This window comes from Pseudomonas sp. H1_G08, from assembly GCF_054681355.1.
In genome coordinates, this window is record NZ_CP162822.1 from 139143 (window position 1) to 163103 (window position 23961).

General features: G+C 60.4%; 20 protein-coding genes. 10 read left to right on the forward strand and 10 right to left on the reverse strand.

Annotated elements, in window-relative coordinates; all coding sequences use genetic code 11:
• Positions 1-45: 45 nt before the first annotated feature.
• The 3 genes from AB4N85_RS00605 to AB4N85_RS00615 all read right to left on the reverse strand — a co-directional run bounded on the left by AB4N85_RS00605 (position 46) and on the right by AB4N85_RS00615 (position 4840).
• The gene (locus AB4N85_RS00605) at positions 46-855 is read right to left on the reverse strand and encodes a putative RNA methyltransferase (RefSeq protein WP_252868866.1); all 810 of its coding nucleotides are present in this window, start codon (positions 853-855) and stop codon (positions 46-48) included.
• Positions 855-2006 carry a succinyl-diaminopimelate desuccinylase gene (gene dapE / locus AB4N85_RS00610; RefSeq protein WP_236168067.1) on the reverse strand — a complete coding sequence of 384 codons (1152 nt, stop codon included), beginning with the start codon at positions 2004-2006 and terminating at the stop codon, positions 855-857. Before dapE ends, AB4N85_RS00605 begins: the two co-directional genes overlap by 1 nt.
• Before the next feature lie 242 nt (positions 2007-2248).
• Positions 2249-4840 carry a glycosyltransferase gene (locus tag AB4N85_RS00615; RefSeq protein ID WP_110645889.1) on the reverse strand — a complete coding sequence of 864 codons (2592 nt, stop codon included), beginning with the start codon at positions 4838-4840 and terminating at the stop codon, positions 2249-2251.
• 214 nt (positions 4841-5054) lie between these two features.
• On the opposite strand from AB4N85_RS00615, the gene tcdA reads away from it, so the two are divergent.
• Positions 5055-5873 carry a tRNA cyclic N6-threonylcarbamoyladenosine(37) synthase TcdA gene (gene tcdA, locus AB4N85_RS00620; protein ID WP_039762445.1) on the forward strand — a complete coding sequence of 273 codons (819 nt, stop codon included), beginning with the start codon at positions 5055-5057 and terminating at the stop codon, positions 5871-5873.
• A gap of 88 nt (positions 5874-5961) precedes the next feature.
• Here the strand turns inward: tcdA and AB4N85_RS00625 are convergent, their stop codons facing one another.
• From AB4N85_RS00625 to AB4N85_RS00640, 4 genes are all read right to left on the reverse strand, one after another.
• Complete coding sequence (locus AB4N85_RS00625) at positions 5962-6366, reverse strand: SufE family protein (protein ID WP_252868867.1); 405 nt, start codon at positions 6364-6366, stop codon at positions 5962-5964.
• Entirely contained in the window at positions 6363-7568 is a 1206-nt protein-coding gene (locus AB4N85_RS00630; protein ID WP_252868868.1) for an aminotransferase class V-fold PLP-dependent enzyme, read from the reverse strand. The genes AB4N85_RS00625 and AB4N85_RS00630 overlap by 4 nt, the downstream gene beginning before the upstream one ends.
• 131 nt (positions 7569-7699) lie before the next feature.
• Entirely contained in the window at positions 7700-8734 is a 1035-nt protein-coding gene (gene dapD / locus AB4N85_RS00635) for a 2,3,4,5-tetrahydropyridine-2,6-dicarboxylate N-succinyltransferase (RefSeq protein ID WP_003222105.1), read from the reverse strand.
• Positions 8735-8765: 31 nt separating this feature from the next.
• Positions 8766-9128 (reverse strand): ArsC family reductase, encoded by a 363-nt coding sequence (locus tag AB4N85_RS00640; protein ID WP_038860603.1) that lies wholly within the window; start codon positions 9126-9128, stop codon positions 8766-8768.
• Positions 9129-9420: 292 nt separating this feature from the next.
• Here AB4N85_RS00640 and AB4N85_RS00645 point away from each other — a divergent pair, with 292 nt between their 5' ends.
• The gene (locus tag AB4N85_RS00645) at positions 9421-11052 is read left to right on the forward strand and encodes a Na+/H+ antiporter (protein ID WP_252868870.1); all 1632 of its coding nucleotides are present in this window, start codon (positions 9421-9423) and stop codon (positions 11050-11052) included.
• 45 nt (positions 11053-11097) lie between these two features.
• Here AB4N85_RS00645 and dapC read toward each other — a convergent pair whose 3' ends face one another.
• The 3 genes from dapC to map form a co-directional block, all read right to left on the reverse strand.
• Complete coding sequence (dapC, locus tag AB4N85_RS00650; protein ID WP_252868871.1) at positions 11098-12297, reverse strand: succinyldiaminopimelate transaminase; 1200 nt, start codon at positions 12295-12297, stop codon at positions 11098-11100.
• Between the two features lie 221 nt (positions 12298-12518).
• Entirely contained in the window at positions 12519-15221 is a 2703-nt protein-coding gene (locus AB4N85_RS00655) for a [protein-PII] uridylyltransferase (protein ID WP_016771478.1), read from the reverse strand.
• A gap of 40 nt (positions 15222-15261) precedes the next feature.
• On the reverse strand, positions 15262-16044 hold the full coding sequence (gene map / locus AB4N85_RS00660; RefSeq protein WP_056783207.1) for a type I methionyl aminopeptidase: 783 nt from the start codon (positions 16042-16044) through the stop codon (positions 15262-15264).
• A gap of 373 nt (positions 16045-16417) precedes the next feature.
• On the opposite strand from map, the gene rpsB reads away from it, so the two are divergent.
• The 8 genes from rpsB to rseP all read left to right on the forward strand — a co-directional run bounded on the left by rpsB (position 16418) and on the right by rseP (position 23887).
• Complete coding sequence (gene rpsB, locus AB4N85_RS00665) at positions 16418-17155, forward strand: 30S ribosomal protein S2 (RefSeq protein ID WP_003222119.1); 738 nt, start codon at positions 16418-16420, stop codon at positions 17153-17155.
• A 191-nt stretch (positions 17156-17346) separates the two neighbouring features.
• Positions 17347-18210, forward strand: a complete 864-nt coding sequence (gene tsf / locus AB4N85_RS00670; protein ID WP_095180487.1) for a translation elongation factor Ts — start codon at positions 17347-17349, stop codon at positions 18208-18210.
• A 209-nt stretch (positions 18211-18419) separates the two neighbouring features.
• Positions 18420-19163 carry a UMP kinase gene (pyrH, locus tag AB4N85_RS00675; RefSeq protein ID WP_003222124.1) on the forward strand — a complete coding sequence of 248 codons (744 nt, stop codon included), beginning with the start codon at positions 18420-18422 and terminating at the stop codon, positions 19161-19163.
• Positions 19160-19717, forward strand: a complete 558-nt coding sequence (gene frr, locus AB4N85_RS00680) for a ribosome recycling factor (protein WP_007954771.1) — start codon at positions 19160-19162, stop codon at positions 19715-19717. Before pyrH ends, frr begins: the two co-directional genes overlap by 4 nt.
• 14 nt (positions 19718-19731) lie before the next feature.
• Positions 19732-20487 carry a polyprenyl diphosphate synthase gene (uppS, locus tag AB4N85_RS00685; RefSeq protein WP_016771475.1) on the forward strand — a complete coding sequence of 252 codons (756 nt, stop codon included), beginning with the start codon at positions 19732-19734 and terminating at the stop codon, positions 20485-20487.
• Positions 20487-21293 (forward strand): phosphatidate cytidylyltransferase, encoded by an 807-nt coding sequence (locus AB4N85_RS00690; protein WP_073476058.1) that lies wholly within the window; start codon positions 20487-20489, stop codon positions 21291-21293. The genes uppS and AB4N85_RS00690 overlap by 1 nt, the downstream gene beginning before the upstream one ends.
• Complete coding sequence (gene ispC / locus AB4N85_RS00695) at positions 21290-22480, forward strand: 1-deoxy-D-xylulose-5-phosphate reductoisomerase (protein WP_252868872.1); 1191 nt, start codon at positions 21290-21292, stop codon at positions 22478-22480. Before AB4N85_RS00690 ends, ispC begins: the two co-directional genes overlap by 4 nt.
• Positions 22481-22534: 54 nt before the next feature.
• The gene (gene rseP / locus AB4N85_RS00700) at positions 22535-23887 is read left to right on the forward strand and encodes a sigma E protease regulator RseP (protein WP_252868873.1); all 1353 of its coding nucleotides are present in this window, start codon (positions 22535-22537) and stop codon (positions 23885-23887) included.
• The last annotated feature ends 74 nt before the right edge of the window (positions 23888-23961 follow it).

Genomic DNA, 23961 nt, shown 5'->3' on the forward strand with positions numbered 1-23961 from the left:
ATTCGCGGATTTAGCCGGCCCCGGGCCTGTGCCCGAGACCAAAAGTTATTGAAGAACGAAATAATCGTAGCGCATCGACACGGTGGTCTCGAACGGCTCGGCCTGTTCGATCACCGCCGCACGACGCTCGGCACTGGCACGCCAGCCGTGAGGCGTCATCGCCAACAGGTTGGCGCGGTCCTCGGGCTTGTCCAGGGTCAGCTTGAATTCCAGGGTTTCGCTGTGCGCCAGCGCCATGCCTTCCGGCACCAGGGCCATGTGCTTGTCGTCGGTGTACTCGCGCACTTCGTCGTACAGGCGTTCGCGCAACTCCATCAGATGGCCACGTGTCGGGCCGACTTTCATCAGCCCACCGCCGACGCTGAGCAGACGCTTGGCTTCCTCCCAATCCAACGGACTGAAGACGCTGGCGAGAAACTGGCAACTGCCTGAAGCCAATGGCACGCGGGCCATGCTGGCAATCAACCAGGTAATTGCCGGGTTGCGCTTGCAGGCGCGTTTGACGGCTTCACGGGAAATGTCCAGTGCATAGCCATCCGCATTGGGCAACGCTTCGGCGATTTGCGCGGTGTAGTAACCCTCGCCACAACCGATATCGACCCAGCGCTCCGGCGCATAACTCGCCGCCAATTCAGCCAGACGCTTTGCCACTGGCGCGTAATGCCCGGCGTTGAGGAAATCACGGCGCGCCTCGACCATCGCTTGATTGTCGCCCGGGTCGCGGCTGTTCTTGTGCTGCACCGGCAACAGGTTCAGATAACCCTGACGCGCACGGTCAAACCGATGCCCGGCGGGGCAGACCACGCCGTTGTCGACCGCGTTGAGCGGTTCACTGCAGATCGGGCACGCGAGCATCAGGCGAGCAACTTGATCAGGGTCTGGTAATAAATTTCGGTCAGCACATCGAGATCCGCCGCCAGCACGCGCTCGTTGACCTGGTGGATGGTCGCGTTGACCGGGCCCAGTTCAACCACTTGCGTGCCCATGGTCGCGATGAAGCGGCCATCGGAGGTGCCGCCGCTGGTCGACGCCTTGGTCTCGCGACCGGTGATGTCCTTGATGCTCGACGATACCGCATCGAGCAGCGCGCCCGGTTCGGTGAGGAACGGCAGGCCGGACAGCGCCCAGTCGATGTGCCAGTCCAGATCGTGCTTGTCGAGAATATCGGCAACGCGTTTCTGCAGGCCTTCGACGGTTGATTCGGTGGAAAAACGGAAGTTGAACACCGCCACCAGATCACCGGGAATCACGTTGGTCGCGCCGGTGCCGGAATTGACGTTGGAAATCTGGAAACTGGTCGGCGGGAAGAAGTCGTTACCGTGGTCCCAGTGCTCGGCGGCCAGCTCGGCCAGCGCCGGAGCGGCGAGGTGAATCGGGTTTTTCGCCAGATGCGGGTAGGCCACGTGGCCCTGCACGCCTTTGACCGTGAGCTTGGCACCGAGGGAGCCGCGACGGCCGTTTTTCACCACGTCGCCGACCAGGGTGGTGCTCGACGGCTCGCCAACGATGCACCAGTCCAGACGCTCCTTGCGCGCGACCAGACGTTCGACCACAGCCTTGGTGCCGTGATGCGCCGGGCCTTCTTCGTCGCTGGTGATCAGGAACGCAACCTTGCCTTTATGGTTCGGGTAATCGGCGACAAAGCGTTCAGCGGCGACGGTCATCGACGCCAGACTGCCTTTCATGTCTGCCGCGCCACGGCCGCAGAGCATGCCATGTTCGTCGATCACGGCATTGAACGGATCGATCTGCCATGCGGTAACCGGACCGGTCGGTACCACGTCGGTGTGGCCGGCGAAGCACAGCACCGGGCCGTCGTTGTTGCCGTGAGTCGCCCAGAAGTTATCCACATCTTCGATGCGCATCGGCTCCAGGGTGAAACCGGCATCGCCCAGGCGCTGCATCATCTGCTTCTGGCAGTCGGCATCGACCGGGGTCACGGAAGGACGGCGGATCAGGTCGATGGCCAGTTGAAGGGTCGGCGATAGGTCGGCGTGGGCCGTCATGGAAAACTCCGGGATCATGGGGTATGAGCTTGGGCTTCTAATGTGGGAGCGAGCCTGCTCGCGAAAGCGGTCTACCAGGCACCTTAAAGGTTGAATGTTACAACGCCTTCGCGAGCAGGCTCGCTCCCACAAGGGACAGGGGTGGTCAGTCAGACCGGTTATCACGCCAAGCCCCGCAAAATGGCGGTTATCTTAAAGCAAAACGGCGACCATTGGCCGCCGTTTAGTGCTGCGTTGCGGATTTAGACGACCGGTGCCGGCTCAGCCTTGGCCGCTGGTTTGGGCAGCGACGACAGGAACGCCATGATCAGCGCCGCCAGGTACGGCAGCGACTGCACCAGTAGCATGGTTACCCAGAAGCGCATGTCATTGCTCGGAATGCCCTGCACCAGGAAAATCCCCAGCGCCGCGCCCCACAGCAACAGCATAATGAACAGCTCCTCGCGAGCCTCGCTGATCGCCACCCAGAAGCCGTGGTTGTCGGCGTTTTTCGGCGTGCGGAAGAACGGAATGCTGCTGGTGAAGAAACCGTACAGCACCGCTTTGGCGATGGTGTGCGACAACGCCAGCCCGGCCAGTGCCGCGCAGAACGCATCTTTCAGATTCACGCCGACGGCGCGACGGTAGAGGAAAATGATCTTGCCGACCTTGAACACGAACAGCGCCAGCGGCGGGATTGCGAAAATCAGCAACGGTGGATCGACCCGTTGCGGCACGATGATCATCGCCGCCGACCACAACAGCGCGCCAACGGTGAAGAAGATGTTCATGCCATCGGCAACCCACGGCAGCCAGCCGGCGAGGAAGTGATAACGCTGACCGCGAGTCAGTTCGGTGTCCTTGCCGCGCAGCAGGCTGCGGGTGTGGCGCTTGATGATCTGGATCGCGCCATAGGCCCAGCGGAAACGCTGTTTCTTGAAGTCGATGAAGGTATCCGGCATCAGGCCCTTGCCGTAGCTGTCGTGGTAATACGCCGCCGACAGGCCCTTCTCGAACACGCGCAGACCGAGCTCGGCGTCTTCACATATGCACCAGTCAGCCCAGCCCAATTCTTCCAGCACGGAACGGCGGGTCATGGTCATGGTGCCGTGCTGAATGATCGCGTCACGGTCGTTGCGAGTGACCATGCCGATATGGAAGAAGCCCTTGTATTCGGCGTAGCACAGCTTCTTGAAGGTGCTTTCGTTCTGGTCGCGATAATCCTGCGGCGACTGCACTACGGCGATTTTCGGGTCGGCGAAGTGCGGCACCATGTGCTTGAGCCAGTTCGGGTGCACGCAGTAATCGGAGTCGATCACCGCAATGACCTCGGCATCCTTGGCGGTGTGCGGGATCAGATAATTCAGCGCGCCCCCCTTGAAACCGGCCAGCGGCGAAACGTGGAAGAACTTGAAGCGCGGGCCGAGGGTTGCGCAGTAATCGCGCACCGGTTCCCACACCGCCGGATCCTTGGTGTTGTTGTCGATGATCAGGACTTCGAAGTCCGGATAATCGAGCGCGGCCAGGGCATCGAGGGTCTGTTTGACCATCTCTGGCGGCTCGTTGTAGCAGGGCACGTGGATCGACACTTTCGGCCGGTAGTCGGAATCGCCCAGCACCGGCAGGAATTCCCGACGGCGCTTGTGAATCCACACCGCTTCGGCCAGTTCATGGGCCTCGGTGAGCAGGACGATGAATACCCCGAGCGCACCGAGCGCCAGGAGGAATCCGACCGTGAGGCTGAACCACGTGCTGTATTGCTGGCTATAGTCGTAACCGATGTACACCAGCACCGAGCCGCAGAGGAACGCGATAAACGTCAGGAACGTACGACCGCGTTGGCGCAGGGCTGAGCCGTCGATCATCAGCAGGGTCAGCGACAGCAGCGCCAGCACCACCGAACCGATGGCCAGCACGCGCCATTGCGGAATCGCCACCACCGGGCCTTCGAAATTGAATTTCTGCTGGCGCGCGGCGTTGAACACGCCCCAGTAGGCGCCGACCGAACCTTCGTCGCTGGCCTTCCACGGTTGGTCAAACGCTTCGATCACGAAGTAGTTGAAGCCTTGGCGATTGAGCTTGTTGACCAGTGTGCGCAGGTAAATCGCCTGATCTGCCGGCGAGGCATCGGCGCCACCGCGCATGCGACCGTTGCTCGGCCAGCCTACCTCGGACAGCAGCAGCGGTTTTTTCGGAAAGAGTTTTTTCAGATCGCGGGCGCGGTCGAAGACGAACTGGCCGGCCTTGTCCACCGGAATGAATTCCCAGTAGGGCAAGACGTGGGCGGCGATCAAATCGACATGTTTGGCCAGTTGAGGGTATTTCTCCCAGATGTGCCATTGCTCGGAAGTGGTCACCGGTACTTTGACCGCAGCGCGCACTCGATCCAGCAGAACGATCAGGGCTTCCGGGGTGATTTCTTCACGAAACAGCGCTTCGTTGCCGACCACCACGCGCACGACGCTGCGCGAGGTGTTGGCCAGTTCGATGGCTTTGGTGATTTCCCGTTCGTTGCGTTCCTGGTCCGGGCTGATCCAGATGCCGAGGGTGACACGCAGGCCGAATTCCTCCGCCAGTTTCGGGATGTCTCCCAGCGAACCGTCGACCGAATAGATACGGATGTTGTCGGTCAGCTTGCTCATGATTTCCAGGTCACGGCGCATTTCATCGTCAGACGGATACTGATCCTTCTGTGGGAATTGCCCCTGCTGGAATGGCGAATACGAGAAGCCGGAGATTTGCTGCGGCCAGTTCGGCGCCGTTACCGGGCGATTGACCAGCGCCCAGAAACCGGTGAACAAGGCAGCGATGGCCAGCACCACCACCAGGTTGAGTCCAAATTTACGCGATGACATAGCTGTTTCGGGTTCCATAGGCTGTGGAACGAAGGATCGGTCGGATAGACGCCCGAGGGGCGCGCATCCTACACCGGCGGTTAACCAGTCGTACAACTGACGGGAAAATGCCTGACATTGGGCAGCCGTCTCTGACTTAAGTTCTTACACTTGTCGCTTGCAGCTTAAAACTTGTCGCTGCGTAGCCCTATAATGCGCGCCGGTTTTTGGGGTAATGGTCATGAGTACAGAAGATCCGCGGTTTGCAGGCATCGCCCGGTTGTATGGCATCGAGGGCCTGGAACGCTTACGCGCCGCCCATGTGGCGATCGTCGGCGTTGGTGGCGTCGGTTCCTGGGCGGCGGAAGCGATGGCCCGTTGCGGGGTGGGCGAGATCTCGCTGTTCGACCTTGATGACGTCTGCGTCAGTAATGCCAACCGTCAGTTGCACGCCTTGGACAGCACTGTCGGCAAACCCAAGGTCGAGGTGATGGCCGAGCGCCTGCGCGGGATCAACCCCGATTGCACGGTGCACGCCGTGGCCGATTTCGTCACCCGCGACACCATGGCCGAATACATCACGCCGAACATCGACTGCGTGATCGACTGCATCGATGCGGTGAACGCCAAAGCGGCGCTGATCGCCTGGTGCAAACGCCGCAAGATCCAGATCATTACCACCGGCGGCGCGGGCGGGCAGATCGACCCGACGCTGATTCAGGTTTGCGACTTGAACCGCACCTTCAACGATCCGCTGGCCTCGAAAGTCCGTTCGACGTTGCGCCGGGACTACGGCTTCTCCCGCACCGTGACCCGTCACTACAGCGTGCCGTGTGTGTTTTCCACCGAACAGCTGCGCTACCCGAAACCGGATGGCAGCATTTGTCTGCAGAAAAGTTTTGTCGGCGACGGCGTGAAGCTCGACTGCGCCGGCGGATTTGGCGCGGTGATGATGGTTACTGCGACATTTGGCATGGTCGCGGCGACCAAGGCTGTGGACAAGATTGTCGCTGGTGTTCGGCGCCCGGCGGACCGGGTCAAGCCTCAAGCCTGAAGGTATTAATGAGGGCCTCTTCGCGAGCAGGCTCGCTCCCACAGGAAGTGCATTTCCACTGTGGGAGCGAGCCTGCTCGCGAAGGCGATTAGCGCGCCAACTCATTCATCCGCTGGAGCACCGCATTCAAGCCATTACTGCGCGAAGGCGACAACTGCCGCGACAGTCCCAGCTGATTGAACCACTGCGGCAGATCCACCTGCTGCAACTCCACCGCCGACAAGCCATTGACCCGCAACAGCAGCAACGCCACCAACCCGCGAATCATACGCGCATCGCTGCTCGCCTTGAACTGCCAGTGCCCGTCGCGCAAATCCCCGACCAGCCACACCTGACTTTCACAGCCGTGCACCCGATTGGCCTCGCACTTTTGCGCGTCATCCAGCGCCGGCAAGCGATCGCCAAACTGCATCAGCAGCCGCGCGCGCTGTTCCCAGCCCGCCGCATTCTGAAACGTCTGCAGCGCTTCGGCCGCTTCCACCGGCAGGCTCATCGCAACAACTCCAGCGCCTGATCCAGCGTCTCGAAAAAGCGCTCCAGATCTTCCGAGTCGTTATACAGCGCCAGCGACACGCGAATCGCGCCAGCCAGTTCGAGGCTTTTCATCAGCGGCATGGCGCAGTGATGCCCGGCGCGTACGGCGATGCCTTGTTCGGTGAGCAGATGCGCCAGATCAGCGTTGTGCACGCCTTCGACGACAAAACTGGCCAGTGCCAGTTGCGGCTTGCCGAGCAGGCGAATGCCGTTGCGGGCAGCGAGGCCGCGCAACAGATAGTCGTGCAGCGCCGCTTCATGGGCAGATACGGCGTCCTGATCCAAACCGGCCAAGTAGTCGAGGGTCGCTCCGAGGCCGATGACACTGGCGATTGGCGGTGTGCCAGCCTCGAACCCCAACGGCGCCGGGCGGAAGCGCGAATCCTGATAGTTGGCGTCCAGCACCATTTCGCCGCCGAACTGCCATGGCTGCAACTGCTCCTGCGCAGCGTTGCGCCCGAACAGCACGCCCAGTCCCTCAGGGCCGTAGAGTTTGTGGCTGGAAAACACATAGAAGTCGCAACCCAGCGCCTGCACATCATGCCGGCCGTGCACCACGCCTTGCGCGCCATCGACTACCGTCAGCGCGTTCTGCGCCTTGGCCATGCCGAGCAAAGCGGTCAGCGGTTGCCAGGCACCAAGGACGTTGGACAGCTGACTGACTGCCAGCAAACGCGTGCGCGGGCCGATCAGATGCACGGCAGCGGCGAGGTCGATCAGGCCGTCGGCATCCAGCGGCAGGATCACCAGTTTCAGGTTGCGGCGTTGCGCCAGTTGCTGCCACGGCAACAGGTTGGCGTGATGCTCCAGAGCGCTGATGACAATCTCATCGCCCGGCTCGAACAAATGTTCAAGACCGTAAGCCAGCAGATTCAAGGCACTGGTGGCGCCGTGCGTGAAAATTATCTGCCCGCTGTCACCGGCATTCAGCCACTGGCCAACCTTGCGCCGGCTGTCTTCGAACGCTTGTGTCGCGTGGGCACCGGGCAGGTGTTGCGCACGATGCACATTGGCCGCGCCGTTGGCGTAGTAATGCGTCAGTGCGTCGAGCAGGGCCTGGGGTTTTTGCGTGGTGGCGGCGTTGTCCAGATAGGTCTGGTCTTGCCGTTGCAGCGCGGCGATAGCCGGGAAATCGGCGCGCCACGGGGAGGGGATCATCATGGGTTCAGCCCTGTGAAATTGGGCGGGGTGTACGCCAAACCTTGTGGGAGCGAGCCTGCTCGCTACAGCGTCCTTGAGGACGCCAGAAGCTTCGCGAGCAGGCTCGCTCCCACAGGAGGTCGATGTGCTGCTTAGTTGTGAGCGTGCAGCGCTTCGTTCAGTTCGATCGCCGATTTGTGGGTCTTGCATTCCACAGCACCGGTTTCCGAATTACGACGGAACAGCAGGTCAGTCTGACCAGCCAGCTCACGCGCCTTCACAACCTTGACCAGATTGTTGTGCTCGTCCAGCAGCGCAACCTTGGTGCCGGCGGTCACGTACAGGCCCGACTCGACAGTGTTGCGGTCGCCCAGCGGAATACCGATACCGGCGTTGGCGCCGATCAGGCAGCCTTCACCGACCTTGATCACGATGTTGCCGCCGCCCGACAGGGTACCCATGGTCGAGCAACCGCCGCCCAGGTCCGAACCCTTGCCGACGAATACGCCAGCGGAAACGCGGCCTTCGATCATGCCCGGGCCTTCGGTGCCGGCGTTGAAGTTGATGAAACCTTCGTGCATGACGGTGGTGCCTTCGCCGACGTAGGCGCCCAGACGCAGACGTGCGGCATCAGCGATACGCACGCCGGCCGGTACCACGTAGTCGGTCATCTTCGGGAACTTGTCCACGGAGAACACTTCCAGCAGTTCGCCGCGCAGACGCGCTTCGAGTTGCATTTCCGCCAGTTCGCTCAGGTCGATCGCGCCCTGGCTGGTCCACGCCACGTTCGGCAGCAGCGGGAAGATACCGGCGAGGCTGACGCCGTGCGGCTTGACCAGACGGTGCGAGAGCAGATGCAGTTTGAGGTAGGCCTCGGGCGTGGAGGTCAGTTGCGCGTCTTCGGCCAGCAGCGTGGCAACCAACGGCTTGTGGCTTTCAGCCAGGCGAGTCAGAAGCTTGCCTTGCACGGCGTCGATGCCTTTGACGGCTTCAGCCAGTTGCGCAGCCTGGGCGGTGGTGAAGGTGATGGCCTGGTTGCCTTCGGTGTAACCGAGGATCGGCGCAACAGCCGCGACCAGTTCGGCCGAAGGATTGAGCAGTGGCTGGGCGTAGAACACTTCCAGCCATGCGCCTTGACGGTTCTGGGTGCCGACACCAAAGGCAATGCTGAACAGGGAATTGGACATGTGAATACCTCTACAAAGAGTGACGGGCTGCTTACTTCAGAGCGGCCGCGTAGATATCTGGCTTGAAGCCAATCAGGGTTCGGTCACCGAGATCGAGCACCGGGCGCTTGATCATCGAGGGTTGTGCGAGCATCAGTTCGATGGCTTTCGCTTGGTCGAGATCGGCTTTGCGTTCGTCGTCGAGTTTGCGAAAGGTCGTGCCGGCGCGGTTCAGCACGGTTTGCCAGCCGTGCTCGTCGCACCATTGGGTCAGGTGCTCACGGTCAATGCCGGCGGTCTTGTAATCGTGAAAGTCATAACTGACAGCGTGTTCATCGAGCCAGGTGCGCGCCTTTTTCATGGTGTCGCAGGCTTTGATGCCGAAAAGGTGCAACGTTTTACTTGAAACGGCCAAGGAATCGCCCCCTTTACAGGTGCTGGAAAAAAATGGTGACGGATTATGCCATGACCGGACGGTTTCGTCGGCCACGGTTGTCGTAACGCTGTAAAACCTGTGGGAGCGAGCCTGCTCGCGAAGAGGCCACATCAATCAATATCTCTGTGTGCTGAACGACCGCTTTCGCGAGCAGGCTCGCTCCCACAAGGGGGTCGCGTTCCGGTCGTGCGACATAGGTGCAACGGTCAGCCACAGCCTAAGGCGCTAATATGGCAGTTCAACGCTGTCGATCGCCTGAGATTTTCGTTTTATGCAAACTGCTTACACCGTCCTGATCCTGCTGATGCTGGTCAGCGTCTCGCGCTTGGTCGGGCGGGTTATCCCGCTGCCATTGCCGCTGGTGCAAATCGCCGCCGGTGCCTTGCTCGCCTGGCCGACCCTGGGGCTGCACGTCGCCCTCGACCCGGAATTGTTCCTGTTTCTGTTCCTGCCGCCGTTGTTGTTTTCCGATGGCTGGCGCATGCCCAAACGCGCCTTCTGGCAATTGCGCGGACCGATCCTGACCCTGGCCGTCGGCCTTGTTCTGTTCACCGTGGTCGGTGCCGGCTATTTCATTCATTGGCTGTTGCCGACGATTCCGCTGCCGGTGGCCTTCGCCCTTGCAGCGGTTTTGTCACCGACGGACGCCGTAGCGGTTTCAGCGATTTCGCAGAACCGTCTCCCGACGCCGCTGATGCACATCCTCCAGGGCGAGGCGCTGATGAATGACGCCTCAGGCCTGGTGACCTTCAAATTCGCCCTCGCTGCAGCGGTCACGGGGGTGTTCTCGTTGACCAATGCCAGTCTGACCTTCGTCGCGGTGGCGCTCGGTGGGCTGGCGGTCGGTGTGGCGTTGAGCTGGCTGGTCGGACGCCTGCGCGCGTGGATGATCGCCCGGGGCTGGGACGATCCGGCCACTCACGTGGTGTTCATGTTGCTGCTGCCGTTCGCCGCTTATGTACTGGCCGAACGTTTGGGCGCTTCAGGGATTCTCTCGGCGGTGGCGGCGGGGATGATGCAAAGCTGGCTCGACCTGCTGCCGCGCCAGACCAGCACGCGATTGCTTAATCGCAGCGTCTGGGCGCTGCTCGAATTTGCGTTCAATGGCTTGATCTTCCTGCTGCTTGGCCTGCAATTGCCAGACATCATCAAGGCCGTGGTCAGCCATGAGCCGACGCTGTGGCCGACGTTGTTCTATCGCTGCCTCGATGTATTGGCGATTTTCGTCGCGCTGGTGCTGCTGCGCTTCATCTGGGTGCAAAGCATCTGGCGCTTGTCGGTGTTACTGCGCCGAGTGCGCGGCAAGGGCGAGCTGACCCAAGTGCCGACGGCGCGTTCATGCTGGTTGCTGACGGTGGGTGGTGTGCGCGGGGCGGTGACGCTGGCGGGCGTGATGTCGGTGCCGATGCTGATCGGCGCCGAGGCTTTTCCTGAGCGTGACTTGCTGATCTTCATTGCTGCCGGGGTGATTCTGCTGTCGCTGATCTCGGCCTGTATCGCGCTGCCCTTGCTGCTGCGCGGCATCGACAAAAGTCCCGACGACAAGCGTCGTCAGGAAGTGCGCGACGCCTGGCGCAAGACGGCCGAAGCGGCGATTCACTCGCTGGAAACCGAAGAAGTCGTCCCACAGGATGCCGCTCAAGCAGCGCTGGCGGCGGAGCTCAAGGCGCGGATCATGTCCGAATATCGCCATCAACTTGATGTGTTCAATGATTCTGCCGAGGCTCAGGCGCTGGCATTCCAGATGGATCTGCTTGAGCGTCGCCTGCGTTTGAAAGCGCTGCGCGCGCAACGCCTGGAACTCTACAGCCTCAGTCGTCAGCACCAGATCGGTGATGACGTGTTGCGAGAAGTGCTCGGCGAACTGGACTTGAGCGAGGCCAATCTGGGCCAGGTCAAATAGCCGCTTGAGCGCTTGCAGCAGGGGGCTGCCGCAAGCGCTCCGTGATCACTTCTGGCGGGTGATGAAGTCACGAATCCGTTCGGCGGCTTCGACGCATTCTGCCAGTGGCGCAACCAGTGCCATACGCACACGGCCGGCGCCAGGATTGACGCCATCGACATCGCGAGACAGATACGAGCCCGGCACCACGGTCACGTGTTCCTGCTCGAACAGATCGCGGCAGAACGCCGCATCATCGCCCTGCACATTCGGCCACAGATAGAAGCTGCCATCCGGACGCTGTACGTCCAGCACCGGGCTGAGGATGTTCAGCACCGCATCGAACTTCTCGCGATACAGCGCACGGTTGGCGCGCACATGCACTTCGTCATTCCACGCGGCAACGCTGGCCAGTTGAGTCTGCACCGGCATCGCGCAGCCGTGGTAAGTGCGATAGAGCAGGAAGCCTTTGAGGATGTCGGCATCGCCGGCAACGAAGCCTGAACGCAGGCCTGGCAGGTTGGAGCGCTTGGACAGGCTGTGAAAGACCACGCAGCGCTTGAAGTCATTGCGGCCCAGTTCGACGCAGGCGCTGAGCAGGCCCGGCGGTGGGGTTTGCTCGTCGAAGTACAGTTCGCTGTAGCACTCGTCGGCGGCAATCACGAAGTCGTACTGATCAGCCAAGGCGATCAGCTTCTTCAGGGTCTCAACCGGAATCAGCGCGCCGGTCGGGTTGCCCGGCGAGCACAGGAACAGGATCTGGCAGCGCTGCCAGATGTCTGGCGAAACGGCGTCGAAGTCCGGGTTGAAGCCGTTTTCATCGAGGCACGGCAGGTAATGCGGCTTGGCCCCGGCGAGAAACGCCGCGCCTTCGTAGATCTGATAGAACGGGTTCGGGCTGACCACCAGCGCATCGTCGCCACGGTTGACCACGGTCTGGGTGAAGGCGAACAGCGCTTCACGGGTGCCGTTGACCGGCAGCACGTTGCGCGCCGGATCGATCCAGCCGTTCGGCACACCAAAACGACGCTCGCACCAGCCAGCTATGGCTTCGCGCAGGGCCGGGATACCGAGGGTGGTCGGGTACACCGCCATCTGATCCAGATTGTTCGCCAGCGCTTCGGCGACAAAACTCGGCGAACGGTGTTTCGGCTCGCCGATCGACAGGGCGATCGGGCGTTTGTCCGGGTTCGGCGTAACGCTGCCGAGCAGGGCGCGGAGCTTTTCGAACGGGTACGGCTGGAGCTGGTTCAGAGCGTTGTTCATTGGGGCCTCTTTTAAATGCTCAAGAGCTTTCTGTGGCGAGGGGCTTTATCCCCGTTGGGCTGCGCAGCGGCCCCAAAACCATCACTGCGGTTCAACTGAATGTCCGCATACACAGGTTTTACGACTGCTTCGCAGCCGAACGGGGATAAATCCCCTCGCCACAGGGGATTGTATGTACCGGAGGAAAACATGGGCTGCATTCACAGGGATAAACGGGTGATTCAGATACTGATCCGCGAAAGTTTGATATCCGGTTCCTGATTGACGCTCAGTTGTTCGACGATCGCATCCTGCAGACGGCTGCACAGCAGCGGATCGGACAGCGGCTGGTTGTGCGCGTCGGTGATGAAGAACACGTCTTCCACGCGCTCGCCCAGGGTCGCAATCTTGGCGTTCTGCAGCGACAGGTCGAACTCGAGGAAAATCCCTCCGACCCGCGCCAGCAGGCCCGGCCGGTCAGGCGCGGTCAGCTCCAGCACGGTCACTGGACGTTGGGCGTCGTTGTGGATCGTTACTTGCGGGGCGAAGGCGAAGTGTTTGAGCTGGCGCGGCACACGGCGCTGGATGATCGTTGGGTAGTCGTCCGGGTTGCGCAGCGCTTCGGTCAGGCCTTCGCGGATCTGCTTGATCCGCGCCGGGTTGTCGCCGATCGATTCGCCTTCGTTGTCGAGCACGATGTAGGTGTCGAGAGTGAACTGGCTGCTCGAGGTGATGACCCGGGCGTCGTGAATGTTCAGGTTGAGCTGGTCCATCGCCGCCACGGTCACGGCGAAGAAGTCGTGCTGGTCCGGTGCATAAATGAAGATCTGCGTGCCGCCCTCGAACTCGCGCTGGGTGGTTTCCTTGATCAGCACCAGAGGCCCGCCATCGACCGGTTGCTGCAGGATCGCATCGCTGTGCCAGGCGACGTCGCCGGCGGTGTGGCGCAGGAAATAGTCATCGCCCAATTGCGCCCACAGCTGCTCGACGTCGTCCGGGTCGGTGCCGCCGCGCACCAGAATGTCCAGCGCGGCGCTCTGCGTCTGGCGGATCTGCTCTTCGCGATCCACCGGATTTTCCAGACCCCGGCGCAGGGCTCGTTTGGTCTCCGTATAGAGCTGGCGCAGCAGACTGGCGCGCCATGAGTTCCACAGCGTCGGGTTGGTCGCGTTGATATCGGCCACGGTCAGCACGTAGAGGTAGTCGAGGCGCGTTTCGTCGCCGACCGCCTGGGCGAAATCGTGGATCACCTGCGGGTCGGACAGATCCTTGCGCTGCGCAGTGGTGGACATCACCAGGTGGTTCTGCACCAGCCAGACGATCAGGCGGCTGTCCCACACCGGCAACTGATGGCGCTGGCAGAACGCCTCGGCATCGACCGCGCCAATCTCCGAGTGATCGCCATGCCGGCCCTTGCCGATGTCGTGGTACAGGCCGGCCATGTAGATCAGCTCAGGTTTGGGCAACTTGGCCATGAGCTTGGCGGCCAGCGGAAATTTCTCCGAGACCTGGGTGTACTGCAGTTTGCGCAGGTGCTTGATCAGGTTCAGCGTGTGCGCATCGACCGTATAGATGTGGAACAGGTCGTGCTGCATCTGCCCGACGATAAAGCCGAACTCTGGCAGATAACGGCCGAGAATGCCGTAGCGGTTCATTCGCCGCAGATTGCGATGGATGCCGATCTTGCACTTGAACAGCTCGATGAACAGGCTGGTGTTGCGGATATCGTTACGGAAGTTGTCATCGATCAGATGACGATGTTCGCGCAGCAGACGAATGGTGTCGGCGCGCACGCCTTTGATTTCCGGCTGCTGGGCCATCAGCACGAAAATCTCCAGCATGGCGAACGGCGTGCGGCGGAACACGTTGTCATTGCGCGCTTCGATGTAACCGTCATGCAACTGGAAGCGCGAATTGATCGGTTGCGGCGGCGCTTCGTCTTCCGGGGCGAGGATGACTTCCTCGAAGTGCTGGATGATCAGATCGCTCAGTTGGGCGATGCTCATCACGGTGCGGAAATACTGCTGCATGAAGTTTTCGACTGCCTGTTTGGCGTCGTCTCCTTCAAAGCCGAGCAGGCCGGCAATGGTGCGTTGATGATCGAACAGCAAGCGGTCTTCGGAACGGCCGGCGAGCATGTGCAGCGCGTAGCGCACTTTCCACAGAAACTCCTGGGAGGAGGCGAGCAGGGCATTTTCGCTTTCGACCAGAAAACCTTCGCCGGCGAGGGCGCGCAGGTTCAGGGTGCCGTACTGTCTGCGGGCGACCCAGAGGATTGTCTGAATATCGCGCAGGCCGCCGGGCGAGCCTTTGACGTTCGGTTCGAGGTTGTATTCGGTGTCGTTGTATTTGTGATGACGAGCCTTCTGCTCGGCTCGCTTGGCCAGGAAGAACTCCTTGGCCGGCCACATGTGCGCGGTGCTGGTGACGTCGAGCATGCGCTGGCGCAAACGCTCGGGGCCGCAGATGGTGCGGCTTTCCATCAGATTGGTGACCACGGTCAGGTCGGCGCGGGCTTCTTCGGCGCACTCGTCGACGGAGCGCACGCTCTGGCCGACTTCCAGGCCGATGTCCCACAGAAGCGTAAGAAAACGCTCGATGGAGTCGCGGAAAACTTCGTGGTCAGCGCTGTCGAGCAGGATCAGCAGATCAATGTCGGAATAGGGATGCAGCTCGCCGCGGCCGTAGCCGCCCACTGCCACCAGAGCGATGTCGGCGTCTTCGCTCCAGTTGAACTGCTCCCAGGCCTTTTGCAGGATGTTGTCGACAAACCAGGCGCGGTCTTCGATCAGCCGGCGGATGTCGCGGCCATTGCGAAAACGCGTGTCAAGGACCTCGCGAGCCTGGCGGATCGCCTTCTTGAACGCCGCGATGGGACTCGCTTTGAGGGCCAGTTCAGCCTGGAACTGGCCGCGGTCGAAGAGTTCGGGATCCACCTGCGGCATCGATTGGCTTTCCTTCTATAGGCTGGGAGCGTTCTGGGTGTCAGGCCGAGATGCGCGCGATGGTGTCATCGCTGCGCAAAGTGAAAATCTCGTAGCCGGTGTCGGTGACCAGCAGGGTGTGTTCCCACTGTGCCGAGAGCTTGCGGTCCTTGGTAATCGCGGTCCAGCCGTCGCCGAGAACCTTGGTGTCGGCCTTGCCCTGGTTGATCATCGGCTCGATGGTGAAGGTCATGCCTGCCTTCAGTTCCATGCCAGTGCCGGCGCGACCGTAGTGCAGGATCTGCGGCTCTTCGTGGAAGACCTTGCCGATGCCGTGGCCGCAGAACTCGCGCACCACCGAGAAACCGTTCTTTTCCGCGTGCTTCTGGATCACTTCACCGATGTCGCCGAGGCGGCAGCCAGGTTTGACGATCTCGATGGCCTTGTACATGCATTCCTGAGTGACCTGCGACAGGCGCTCGGCCCAGACCGGCACTTCGCCGACGTGGAACATGCGGCTGGTGTCGCCGTGGTAGCCGTCCTTGATCACTGTGACGTCGATGTTCAGGGTGTCGCCGTTTTTCAGCGGCTTGTCATTCGGAATGCCGTGGCAGACCACATGGTTGATCGAAGTGCAGATCGACTTCGGGTAGCCCTTGTAGTTGAGCGGGGCAGGGATGGCCTGCTGCACGTTGACGATGTAGTCATGGCAGATCTGGTTGAGCTGATCAGTGGTCACGCCCGGTTTGACATGTTCGGCAATCATTTCCAGCACATCGGCGGCCAGTTTGCCGGCGACACGCATGCCAGCGATGTCCTCGGGGGTTTTGAGGTTGACGGTCATACAGGCTCTCTCTGCGCTCGGCGGCGCTTACGGATACGAATTGGGTGGCAAGCGTACATTTTGCGACCCTGAAAAACGCGATTCTACCAGACGGGAGGCGCAAATCCGCGCCTGCATGTCTGGCTTGTGTCTATAAAATGGTGCCCATCGAGCCGATTCCAAGGGGGCTGCGCCCATGTCACTGGTGCGAATACAGATTCCGGGTTCCGTTTCTGCGCACCCTGTGGTATAAAATGCGCCGCTTTCCGGGGATGCCCCGAAAAGCTTAAATCCACACACGTGTCGACACGATGACCTGGGTGCCTTGGGCTTTATGCCTCTGGTTGGTCATTGGGATACGTGGAGGCCAAACCCGACTTATCAAGGAACTATCATGTCCCAAGTCAACATGCGCGATATGCTGAAGGCCGGTGTGCACTTCGGTCACCAAACCCGTTACTGGAATCCGAAAATGGGTAAGTACATTTTCGGCGCGCGTAACAAGATTCACATCATCAACCTTGAAAAAACCCTGCCAATGTTCAACGAAGCTCTGACTTTCGTAGAGCGTCTGGCCCAGGGCAAAAACAAGATTCTGTTCGTCGGCACCAAGCGTTCCGCTGGCAAGATCGTTGCTGAAGAAGCAGCACGTTGCGGTTCGCCGTACGTCGATCACCGCTGGCTGGGCGGCATGCTGACCAACTTCAAGACCATTCGTGCTTCCATCAAGCGTCTGCGTGACCTTGAAGTTCAAGCCGAAGACGGTACTTTCGCCAAGCTGACCAAGAAAGAAGCGCTGATGCGCTCCCGTGATCTTGAGAAGCTGGATCGTTCGCTGGGCGGCATCAAGGACATGGGCGGTCTGCCAGACGCACTGTTCGTGATCGACGTTGACCACGAGCGCATCGCGATCACCGAAGCCAACAAGCTGGGCATCCCGGTCATCGGTGTTGTCGATACCAACAGCAGCCCGGAAGGCGTTGACTACATCATCCCAGGCAACGATGACGCCATCCGCGCTATCCAGCTGTACATGGGTTCGATGGCTGACGCAGTTATCCGCGGTCGCAACAACGTTGCTGGCGGTACTGTTGAATTCGCAGCTGAAGAAACTCAGGCTGCAGCTGAGTAATCGACGCCCCTGGCGTTGACTCAGTAAGCAAAAAGGGGGCTTGGCCCCCTTTTTGCCACCTCGAAAACCATTTGTCGGCGCCCACGTCTGTATTTGTCATGTGCGGCAGCCAACATGGGTGGTTCGGGAAGAATTGAACGCCCGTTCGATCGGGTGGAATGGTTGAAAACCTATCCAAGAGGAATTTGAAAATGGCAGCAATTACTGCAGCGTTGGTCAAAGAACTGCGCGAGCGTACCGGCGAAGGCATGATGGATTGCAAGAAAGCCCTGGAAAAGGCTGACGGCGACATCGAAAAAGCCATTGATGACATGCGTGCTTCGGGCGCCATCAAGGCTGCGAAAAAAGCTGGCAACGTTGCCGCTGAAGGCGCAATCGCCATCAAATCGAATGACAAGGCAGCCGTGCTGCTGGAAGTCAACTCGCAGACCGACTTCCTGGCCCTGCAAGACGATTTCAAGAACTTCGTTGCTGCCAGCGTAGAAAAAGCTTTCGACGAAAAACTGACCGACGCAGCTCCGCTGATCGCCGCTCAGGAAACGGCTCGTGAAGCGCTGGTTGCCAAAGTCGGCGAGAACGTCAACATCCGTCGTCTGGTACGCGTAGAAGGTGACGTTGTCGGCACCTACCTGCACGGTAACAAGATCGGTGTTGCTGTTGTCCTGAAAGGCGGTGACGTCGAGCTGGCCAAAGACATCGCTATGCACGTTGCTGCAAGCAACCCTGAGTTCCTGCTGCCTTCGCAAGTCTCCGACGAAGCGATCGAGCGTGAGAAAGCTGTGTTCCTGCAGCTGAACGAAGAAAAGATCAAAGGCAAGCCAGAAAACATTGTTGAGAACATGGTCAAAGGCCGTATCAGCAAGTTCCTGGCAGAAGCGAGCCTGGTCGAGCAGGCGTTCGTCAAGAACCCTGAAGTCAAGGTTGGCGAGCTGGCCAAGAAAGCCGGCGCTGAAATCGTTTCCTTCACTTACTTCAAAGTAGGCGAAGGCATCGAGAAGCCGGTCGACAACTTCGCTGAAGAAGTTGCTGCCCAGCTGGCTGCCGCCAAGCAATAAGACGGTTTTTCAACTGTCGCCCGAAAGAGGCTGCCCGCTAACGCGCGCAGCCTCTTTTCAGATGGGGTACCAATTTTTTATTTGGTTTCCACCCGGAACTGACTTACAAAGCCATGTTCCGATGGCGCTGCAGCAGCGCCAAGCTAGAGTGAACGCCAGCTGTAAACAGCTCGCAAAGAATTTTAAATACGCCGCAGGAGAGATTCGCAATGGCTCAGCAGGGCAGTGGTTATCAGGCTCGCTATAAACGCATTCTACTCAAGCTTAGCGGCGAGGCCCTGATGGGCTCGGAAGAGTTCGGGATCGATCCGAAGGTACTGGATCGCATGGCGCTGGAAGTCGGCCAGCTGGTCGGCATCGGCGTCCAGGTCGGTCTGGTCATCGGCGGTGGCAACCTGTTCCGTGGCGAAGCCCTGAGCAAGGCCGGGATGGATCGGGTCACGGGCGACCACATGGGCATGCTGGCCACTGTGATGAACGCCTTGGCCATGCGCGATGCGCTGGAACGTGCCAATATCTCGGCCATCGTCATGTCCGCCATCTCCATGGTCGGTGTGACCGATCATTACGATCGCCGCAAAGCCATGCGCCACCTGAACTCCAAAGACGTCGTGATCTTCGCGGCCGGTACCGGCAATCCGTTCTTCACCACGGATTCGGCAGCCTGCCTGCGTGCAATCGAAATCGACGCCGACGTTGTGCTCAAGGCCACCAAGGTTGATGGCGTGTACACCGCAGACCCGTTCAAAGACCCGCATGCCGAGAAGTTCGATCATCTGACTTATGATGAAGTACTGGATCGCAAGCTGGGCGTAATGGATCTGACTGCCATCTGCCTGTGCCGCGATCACAAGATGCCGCTGCGCGTATTCAACATGAACAAGCCCGGCGCCCTGCTGAACATCGTGCACGGCGGCGCTGAAGGGACTTTGATCGAGGAAGGCCAACAATGATCAACGAAATCAAGAAAGACGCCCAAGCGCGTATGCAGAAATCCCTGGAATCTCTGAACCACGCGTTCGGCCAGATTCGTACCGGCAAGGCTCACCCGAGCATCCTCGGCAGCGTCATGGTGCCTTACTACGGCACTGACACTCCGCTGAGCGGCGTTGCCAACGTCACCGTGAAAGATTCGCGCACCCTGCAGGTCGTGGCCTTCGAGCGCAACATGCTCGCTGCCGTCGACAAGGCGATCCAGAGCGCTGGGCTGAACCTCAACCCGACCAACCTGGGCGAGTTGCTGCTGATCCCGATGCCGGCCCTCACCGAGGAAACGCGCAAAGGTTTCACCAAGCAGGCGCGCAGCGCAGCGGAAGACGCGCGCGTTGCTGTGCGCAACATCCGTCGTGATGCCTTGGGCGAGCTGAAGAAACTGGTCAAGGACAAGGAAATCAGCGAAGACGAAGAACGTCGTGCCATCGCTGATATCGATAAGCTGACCAAAGAATCCGAGGCCCAGATCACCAAGGCCACGGACGAGAAAGAAAAAGACCTGATGGCCGTATAAGGGTCGAGCTTTAAATGGACAAGACCAAGCAGACTGCGCCGTCCGCGGTGCCGCGCCATGTCGCGATCATCATGGATGGCAATAATCGCTGGGCGAAAAAACGCTTTATGCCGGGTGTCGCCGGGCATAAAGCGGGCGTGGATGCTGTGCGGGCGGTGATCGAGGTGTGCGCTGAGGCCAAGGTCGAAGTCCTGACCCTGTTCGCCTTCTCCAGTGAAAACTGGCAGCGCCCGGCCGATGAAGTCAGTGCCTTGATGGATCTGTTCTTCAAGGCGCTGCGTCGTGAGGCCAAGCGTCTCAACGACAACAACATCAGCCTGCGCATCATTGGCGATCGCTCGCGCTTCCACCCTGAGCTTCAGGCGGCGATGCGCGAGGCCGAGGCCATGACGGTCGGTGCCAACCGCTTTGTCCTGCAGATCGCCGCCAACTATGGCGGTCAGTGGGATATCGCTCAGGCCGCGCAGCGTCTGGCGCGTGAAGTCCAGGCCGGGCACTTGCGCCCGGAGGACATTACCCCGGATCTGCTGCAGACCTGTCTGGCGACCGGCGATCTGCCGTTGCCTGACCTGTGCATCCGTACCGGTGGCGAGCATCGCATCAGCAACTTCCTGCTGTGGCAGCTGGCCTACGCCGAGCTGTACTTTTCCGACCTGTTCTGGCCGGACTTCAAACACGACGCCATGCGCACCGCGCTGGCCGATTTCGCTTCACGCCAGCGTCGCTTCGGTAAAACGAGCGAGCAGGTCGAAGCTGGAGCCCGGGTTTAATGCTTAAACAACGAATCATCACTGCACTGATCCTGCTGCCGATTGCCTTGTGCGGGTTTTTCCTGCTCAAAGGTGCCGGCTTCGCGCTGTTCATTGGCCTGGTGGTGAGCCTCGGTGCCTGGGAATGGGCGCGTCTGGCCGGCTTCACCGCACAGTCGTTCCGCGTCGGCTTTGCCGCTGTGGTCGCCTTGATGTTGTTTGTCATGTATGTGCTGCCAGGCCTTGCGCCTTGGGTGCTCGGTGCATCGGTGATCTGGTGGGCGATTGCGACTTATCTGGTGCTGACGTATCCACGCTCCAGCGCGCACTGGTCCACGGCGGCAACCAAGCTGCTGATCGGCCTGCTGATCCTGCTGCCTGCGTGGCAGGGTCTGGTGCAGATCAAGCAGTACCCGCTGGGTAACTGGTTGATCATGGCGGTGATGGTGTTGGTCTGGGGCGCGGACATCGGCGCTTATTTCTCCGGACGCAAGTTCGGCAAGCGCAAGCTGGCGCCGCAGGTCAGTCCGGGCAAGAGCTGGGAAGGTGTTTACGGTGGTCTGGCGCTGAGTCTGGTGATTACCGCGATCGTCGGGCTGGTGCGCGACTGGACCGTGGCCGAACTGCTCAAAGGCTTGGTCGGCGCGGCAGTGATCGTCTTCATTTCCGTGGTCGGTGACCTTACCGAAAGCATGTTCAAGCGCCAGTCCGGCATCAAGGACAGCAGTAATCTGCTGCCCGGGCATGGTGGCGTGCTGGATCGCATCGACAGCCTGACCGCAGCCATTCCGGTGTTCGCCGTATTGCTCTGGATGGCCGCACCGTGAGTCGTCCCCAGCAGATTACCGTGTTGGGTGCGACCGGTTCGATCGGTCTGAGCACCCTGGATGTGATTGCGCGTCATCCTGAGCGTTATCAGGTTTTTGCATTGAGTGGTTTCACTCGCCTCAGTGAGTTGTTCGCCTTGTGCGTGCGCCATGTACCGCAATTTGCCGTAGTGCCTGAAGTGGCCGCAGCGCGTGGGTTGCAGGATGACTTGCGTGCAGCCGGTTTGCCGACTCGTGTGCTGGTAGGGGAGGAGGGGCTGTGTCAGGTTGCCTCCGCGCCCGAAGTTGATGCGGTCATGGCGGCCATTGTCGGTGCGGCGGGTTTGCGTCCGACACTGGCGGCGGTCGAGGCGGGCAAGAAGATTCTGCTGGCCAACAAGGAAGCGCTGGTCATGTCCGGCGCTCTGTTCATGCAGGCCGTGCGCAAAAGCGGTTCGGTGCTGCTGCCGATCGACAGCGAGCACAACGCGATTTTTCAGTGCATGCCCGCGGATTTCGCCCGCGGCTTGAGCTCGGTGGGGGTGCGGCGGATCTTGCTGACGGCCTCTGGCGGGCCTTTCCGGCAGACGCCGATGGCCGAGCTGGCAGATGTTTCGCCTGAACAGGCGTGCGCGCATCCGAACTGGTCCATGGGGCGCAAGATCTCCGTGGATTCGGCAAGCATGATGAACAAGGGTCTGGAACTGATCGAAGCCTGCTGGTTGTTCGATGCCAGGCCGGCTCAGGTCGAAGTGGTGATTCATCCGCAAAGCGTGATCCACTCTCTGGTCGATTACGTCGATGGCTCGGTCCTGGCGCAGTTGGGTAATCCGGACATGCGCACACCGATCGCCAACGCCCTGGCCTGGCCGGAGCGTATCGATTCCGGCGTACCGCCACTGGATCTGTTCGCCATTGCGCGACTGGATTTTGAGGCGCCCGATGAAAGCCGCTTCCCCTGCCTGCGTTTGGCCCGTCAGGCGGCCGAAGCTGGCGACAGCGCGCCGGCGATGCTCAACGCGGCCAATGAAGTGGCCGTGGCGGCGTTTCTCGACGGACGGGTTCGCTACCTGGAAATCGCGAGTATCATCGAGGAAGTCTTGAATCTGGAGCCGGTAGTGGCGCTGCACGACCTCGACGCCGTATTTACGGCGGACGCGAAAGCGCGATTGCTGGCTGAGCAGTGGTTGAGTCGGCACGGCCGATAGTTTTTGCAACACAACGGCGACACGCGACACTGAACAGGATTGCGGAGAAAGTAGATGAGCGCGCTCTATATGATTGCCGGCACCCTGATCGCCCTGGGTGTGCTGGTCACCTTCCACGAATTCGGCCACTTCTGGGTCGCGCGTCGCTGTGGCGTCAAGGTTCTGCGTTTCTCCGTGGGCTTTGGCATGCCGTTGCTGCGCTGGCATGACAAGCAAGGCACCGAGTTCGTGGTCGCCGCGATTCCGCTGGGCGGCTACGTCAAGATGCTCGACGAGCGCGAAGGCGAAGTGCCGGTCGATCAGCTTGATCAGTCGTTCAATCGCAAATCGGTACGTCAGCGCATTGCTATTGTTGCCGCCGGCCCGATTGCCAACTTCCTGCTGGCGCTGGTGTTTTTCTGGGTGCTGGCGATGCTCGGCAGCGAGCAGGTGCGTCCGGTCATCGGCGCGGTCGAGTCTGGCAGCATTGCCGCCAAGGCTGGTCTGAACGCGGGTCAGGAGATCGTCTCGATCGATGGCGAGCCAACGTCCGGTTGGGCTGCGGTCAATCTGCAACTGGTGCGTCGTCTCGGTGAAAGCGGTGCCATTCAATTGCTGGTGCGCGAGCAGGGTTCGACTGCCGAGTCGGCCCGCACGCTGGCACTGGATAACTGGCTCAAAGGTGCCGACGAGCCGGATCCGATCCGCTCGCTGGGCATTCGTCCTTGGCGTCCGGCCTTGCCGCCGGTGCTTGCCGAGCTGGACCCGAAAGGTCCGGCCCAGGCCGCCGGGCTGAAAACCGGCGATCGCTTGCTGGCTCTTGATGGTCAGCCGCTGAGTGACTGGCAGCAGGTGGTTGATACCGTTCGTACGCGTCCTGATACCAAAATCATGCTGCGCATCGAGCGCGACAATGCTCAAATCGACGTCCCTGTGACCCTGGCGGCGCGCGGTGAAAGCAAATCGCCAAGCGGTTATCTGGGCGCTGGCGTCAAAGCCATCGACTGGCCACCGGAAATGATCCGCGAAGTCAGCTATGGCCCGCTGGCCGCGATTGGCGAGGGTGCCCGTCGCACTTGGACCATGAGCATTCTGACGCTGGATTCACTGAAGAAAATGCTGTTCGGCGAGCTCTCGGTAAAAAACTTGAGTGGACCGATAACCATTGCTAAAGTGGCGGGCGCTTCTGCCCAGTCGGGCGTCGCTGATTTCCTGAATTTCCTTGCTTATCTGAGTATTAGCCTGGGCGTTCTGAATTTGCTGCCCATTCCTGTACTGGATGGGGGGCATTTGTTGTTTTATCTGATCGAGTGGGTGCGTGGTCGCCCCTTGTCGGATCGGGTGCAAGGTTGGGGGATACAGATCGGTATCAGTTTGGTGGTCGGGGTGATGTTGCTTGCTCTGGTCAACGATCTGGGTCGACTGTAACGCTTCGCTGAATTGCGAATCTGCCGCATTTTGCGGCAGTTTGTTTATTGCCAGTTGGAATAAGAAAGGACTTC

Bases quoted from the DNA above. Each gene is read 5' to 3' on its own strand.
- AB4N85_RS00605 (WP_252868866.1), bottom strand. From the start codon at position 855: ATGCTCGCGTGCCCGATCTGCAGTGAACCGCTCAACGCGGTCGACAAC.
- dapE (WP_236168067.1), bottom strand. From the start codon at position 2,006: ATGACGGCCCACGCCGACCTATCGCCGACCCTTCAACTGGCCATCGAC.
- AB4N85_RS00615 (WP_110645889.1), bottom strand. From the start codon at position 4,840: ATGTCATCGCGTAAATTTGGACTCAACCTGGTGGTGGTGCTGGCCATC.
- tcdA (WP_039762445.1), top strand. From the start codon at position 5,055: ATGGTCATGAGTACAGAAGATCCGCGGTTTGCAGGCATCGCCCGGTTG.
- AB4N85_RS00625 (WP_252868867.1), bottom strand. From the start codon at position 6,366: ATGAGCCTGCCGGTGGAAGCGGCCGAAGCGCTGCAGACGTTTCAGAAT.
- AB4N85_RS00630 (WP_252868868.1), bottom strand. From the start codon at position 7,568: ATGATGATCCCCTCCCCGTGGCGCGCCGATTTCCCGGCTATCGCCGCG.
- dapD (WP_003222105.1), bottom strand. From the start codon at position 8,734: ATGTCCAATTCCCTGTTCAGCATTGCCTTTGGTGTCGGCACCCAGAAC.
- AB4N85_RS00645 (WP_252868870.1), top strand. From the start codon at position 9,421: ATGCAAACTGCTTACACCGTCCTGATCCTGCTGATGCTGGTCAGCGTC.
- dapC (WP_252868871.1), bottom strand. From the start codon at position 12,297: ATGAACAACGCTCTGAACCAGCTCCAGCCGTACCCGTTCGAAAAGCTC.
- AB4N85_RS00655 (WP_016771478.1), bottom strand. From the start codon at position 15,221: ATGCCGCAGGTGGATCCCGAACTCTTCGACCGCGGCCAGTTCCAGGCT.
- map (WP_056783207.1), bottom strand. From the start codon at position 16,044: ATGACCGTCAACCTCAAAACCCCCGAGGACATCGCTGGCATGCGTGTC.
- rpsB (WP_003222119.1), top strand. From the start codon at position 16,418: ATGTCCCAAGTCAACATGCGCGATATGCTGAAGGCCGGTGTGCACTTC.
- tsf (WP_095180487.1), top strand. From the start codon at position 17,347: ATGGCAGCAATTACTGCAGCGTTGGTCAAAGAACTGCGCGAGCGTACC.
- pyrH (WP_003222124.1), top strand. From the start codon at position 18,420: ATGGCTCAGCAGGGCAGTGGTTATCAGGCTCGCTATAAACGCATTCTA.
- frr (WP_007954771.1), top strand. From the start codon at position 19,160: ATGATCAACGAAATCAAGAAAGACGCCCAAGCGCGTATGCAGAAATCC.
- uppS (WP_016771475.1), top strand. From the start codon at position 19,732: ATGGACAAGACCAAGCAGACTGCGCCGTCCGCGGTGCCGCGCCATGTC.
- AB4N85_RS00690 (WP_073476058.1), top strand. From the start codon at position 20,487: ATGCTTAAACAACGAATCATCACTGCACTGATCCTGCTGCCGATTGCC.
- rseP (WP_252868873.1), top strand. From the start codon at position 22,535: ATGAGCGCGCTCTATATGATTGCCGGCACCCTGATCGCCCTGGGTGTG.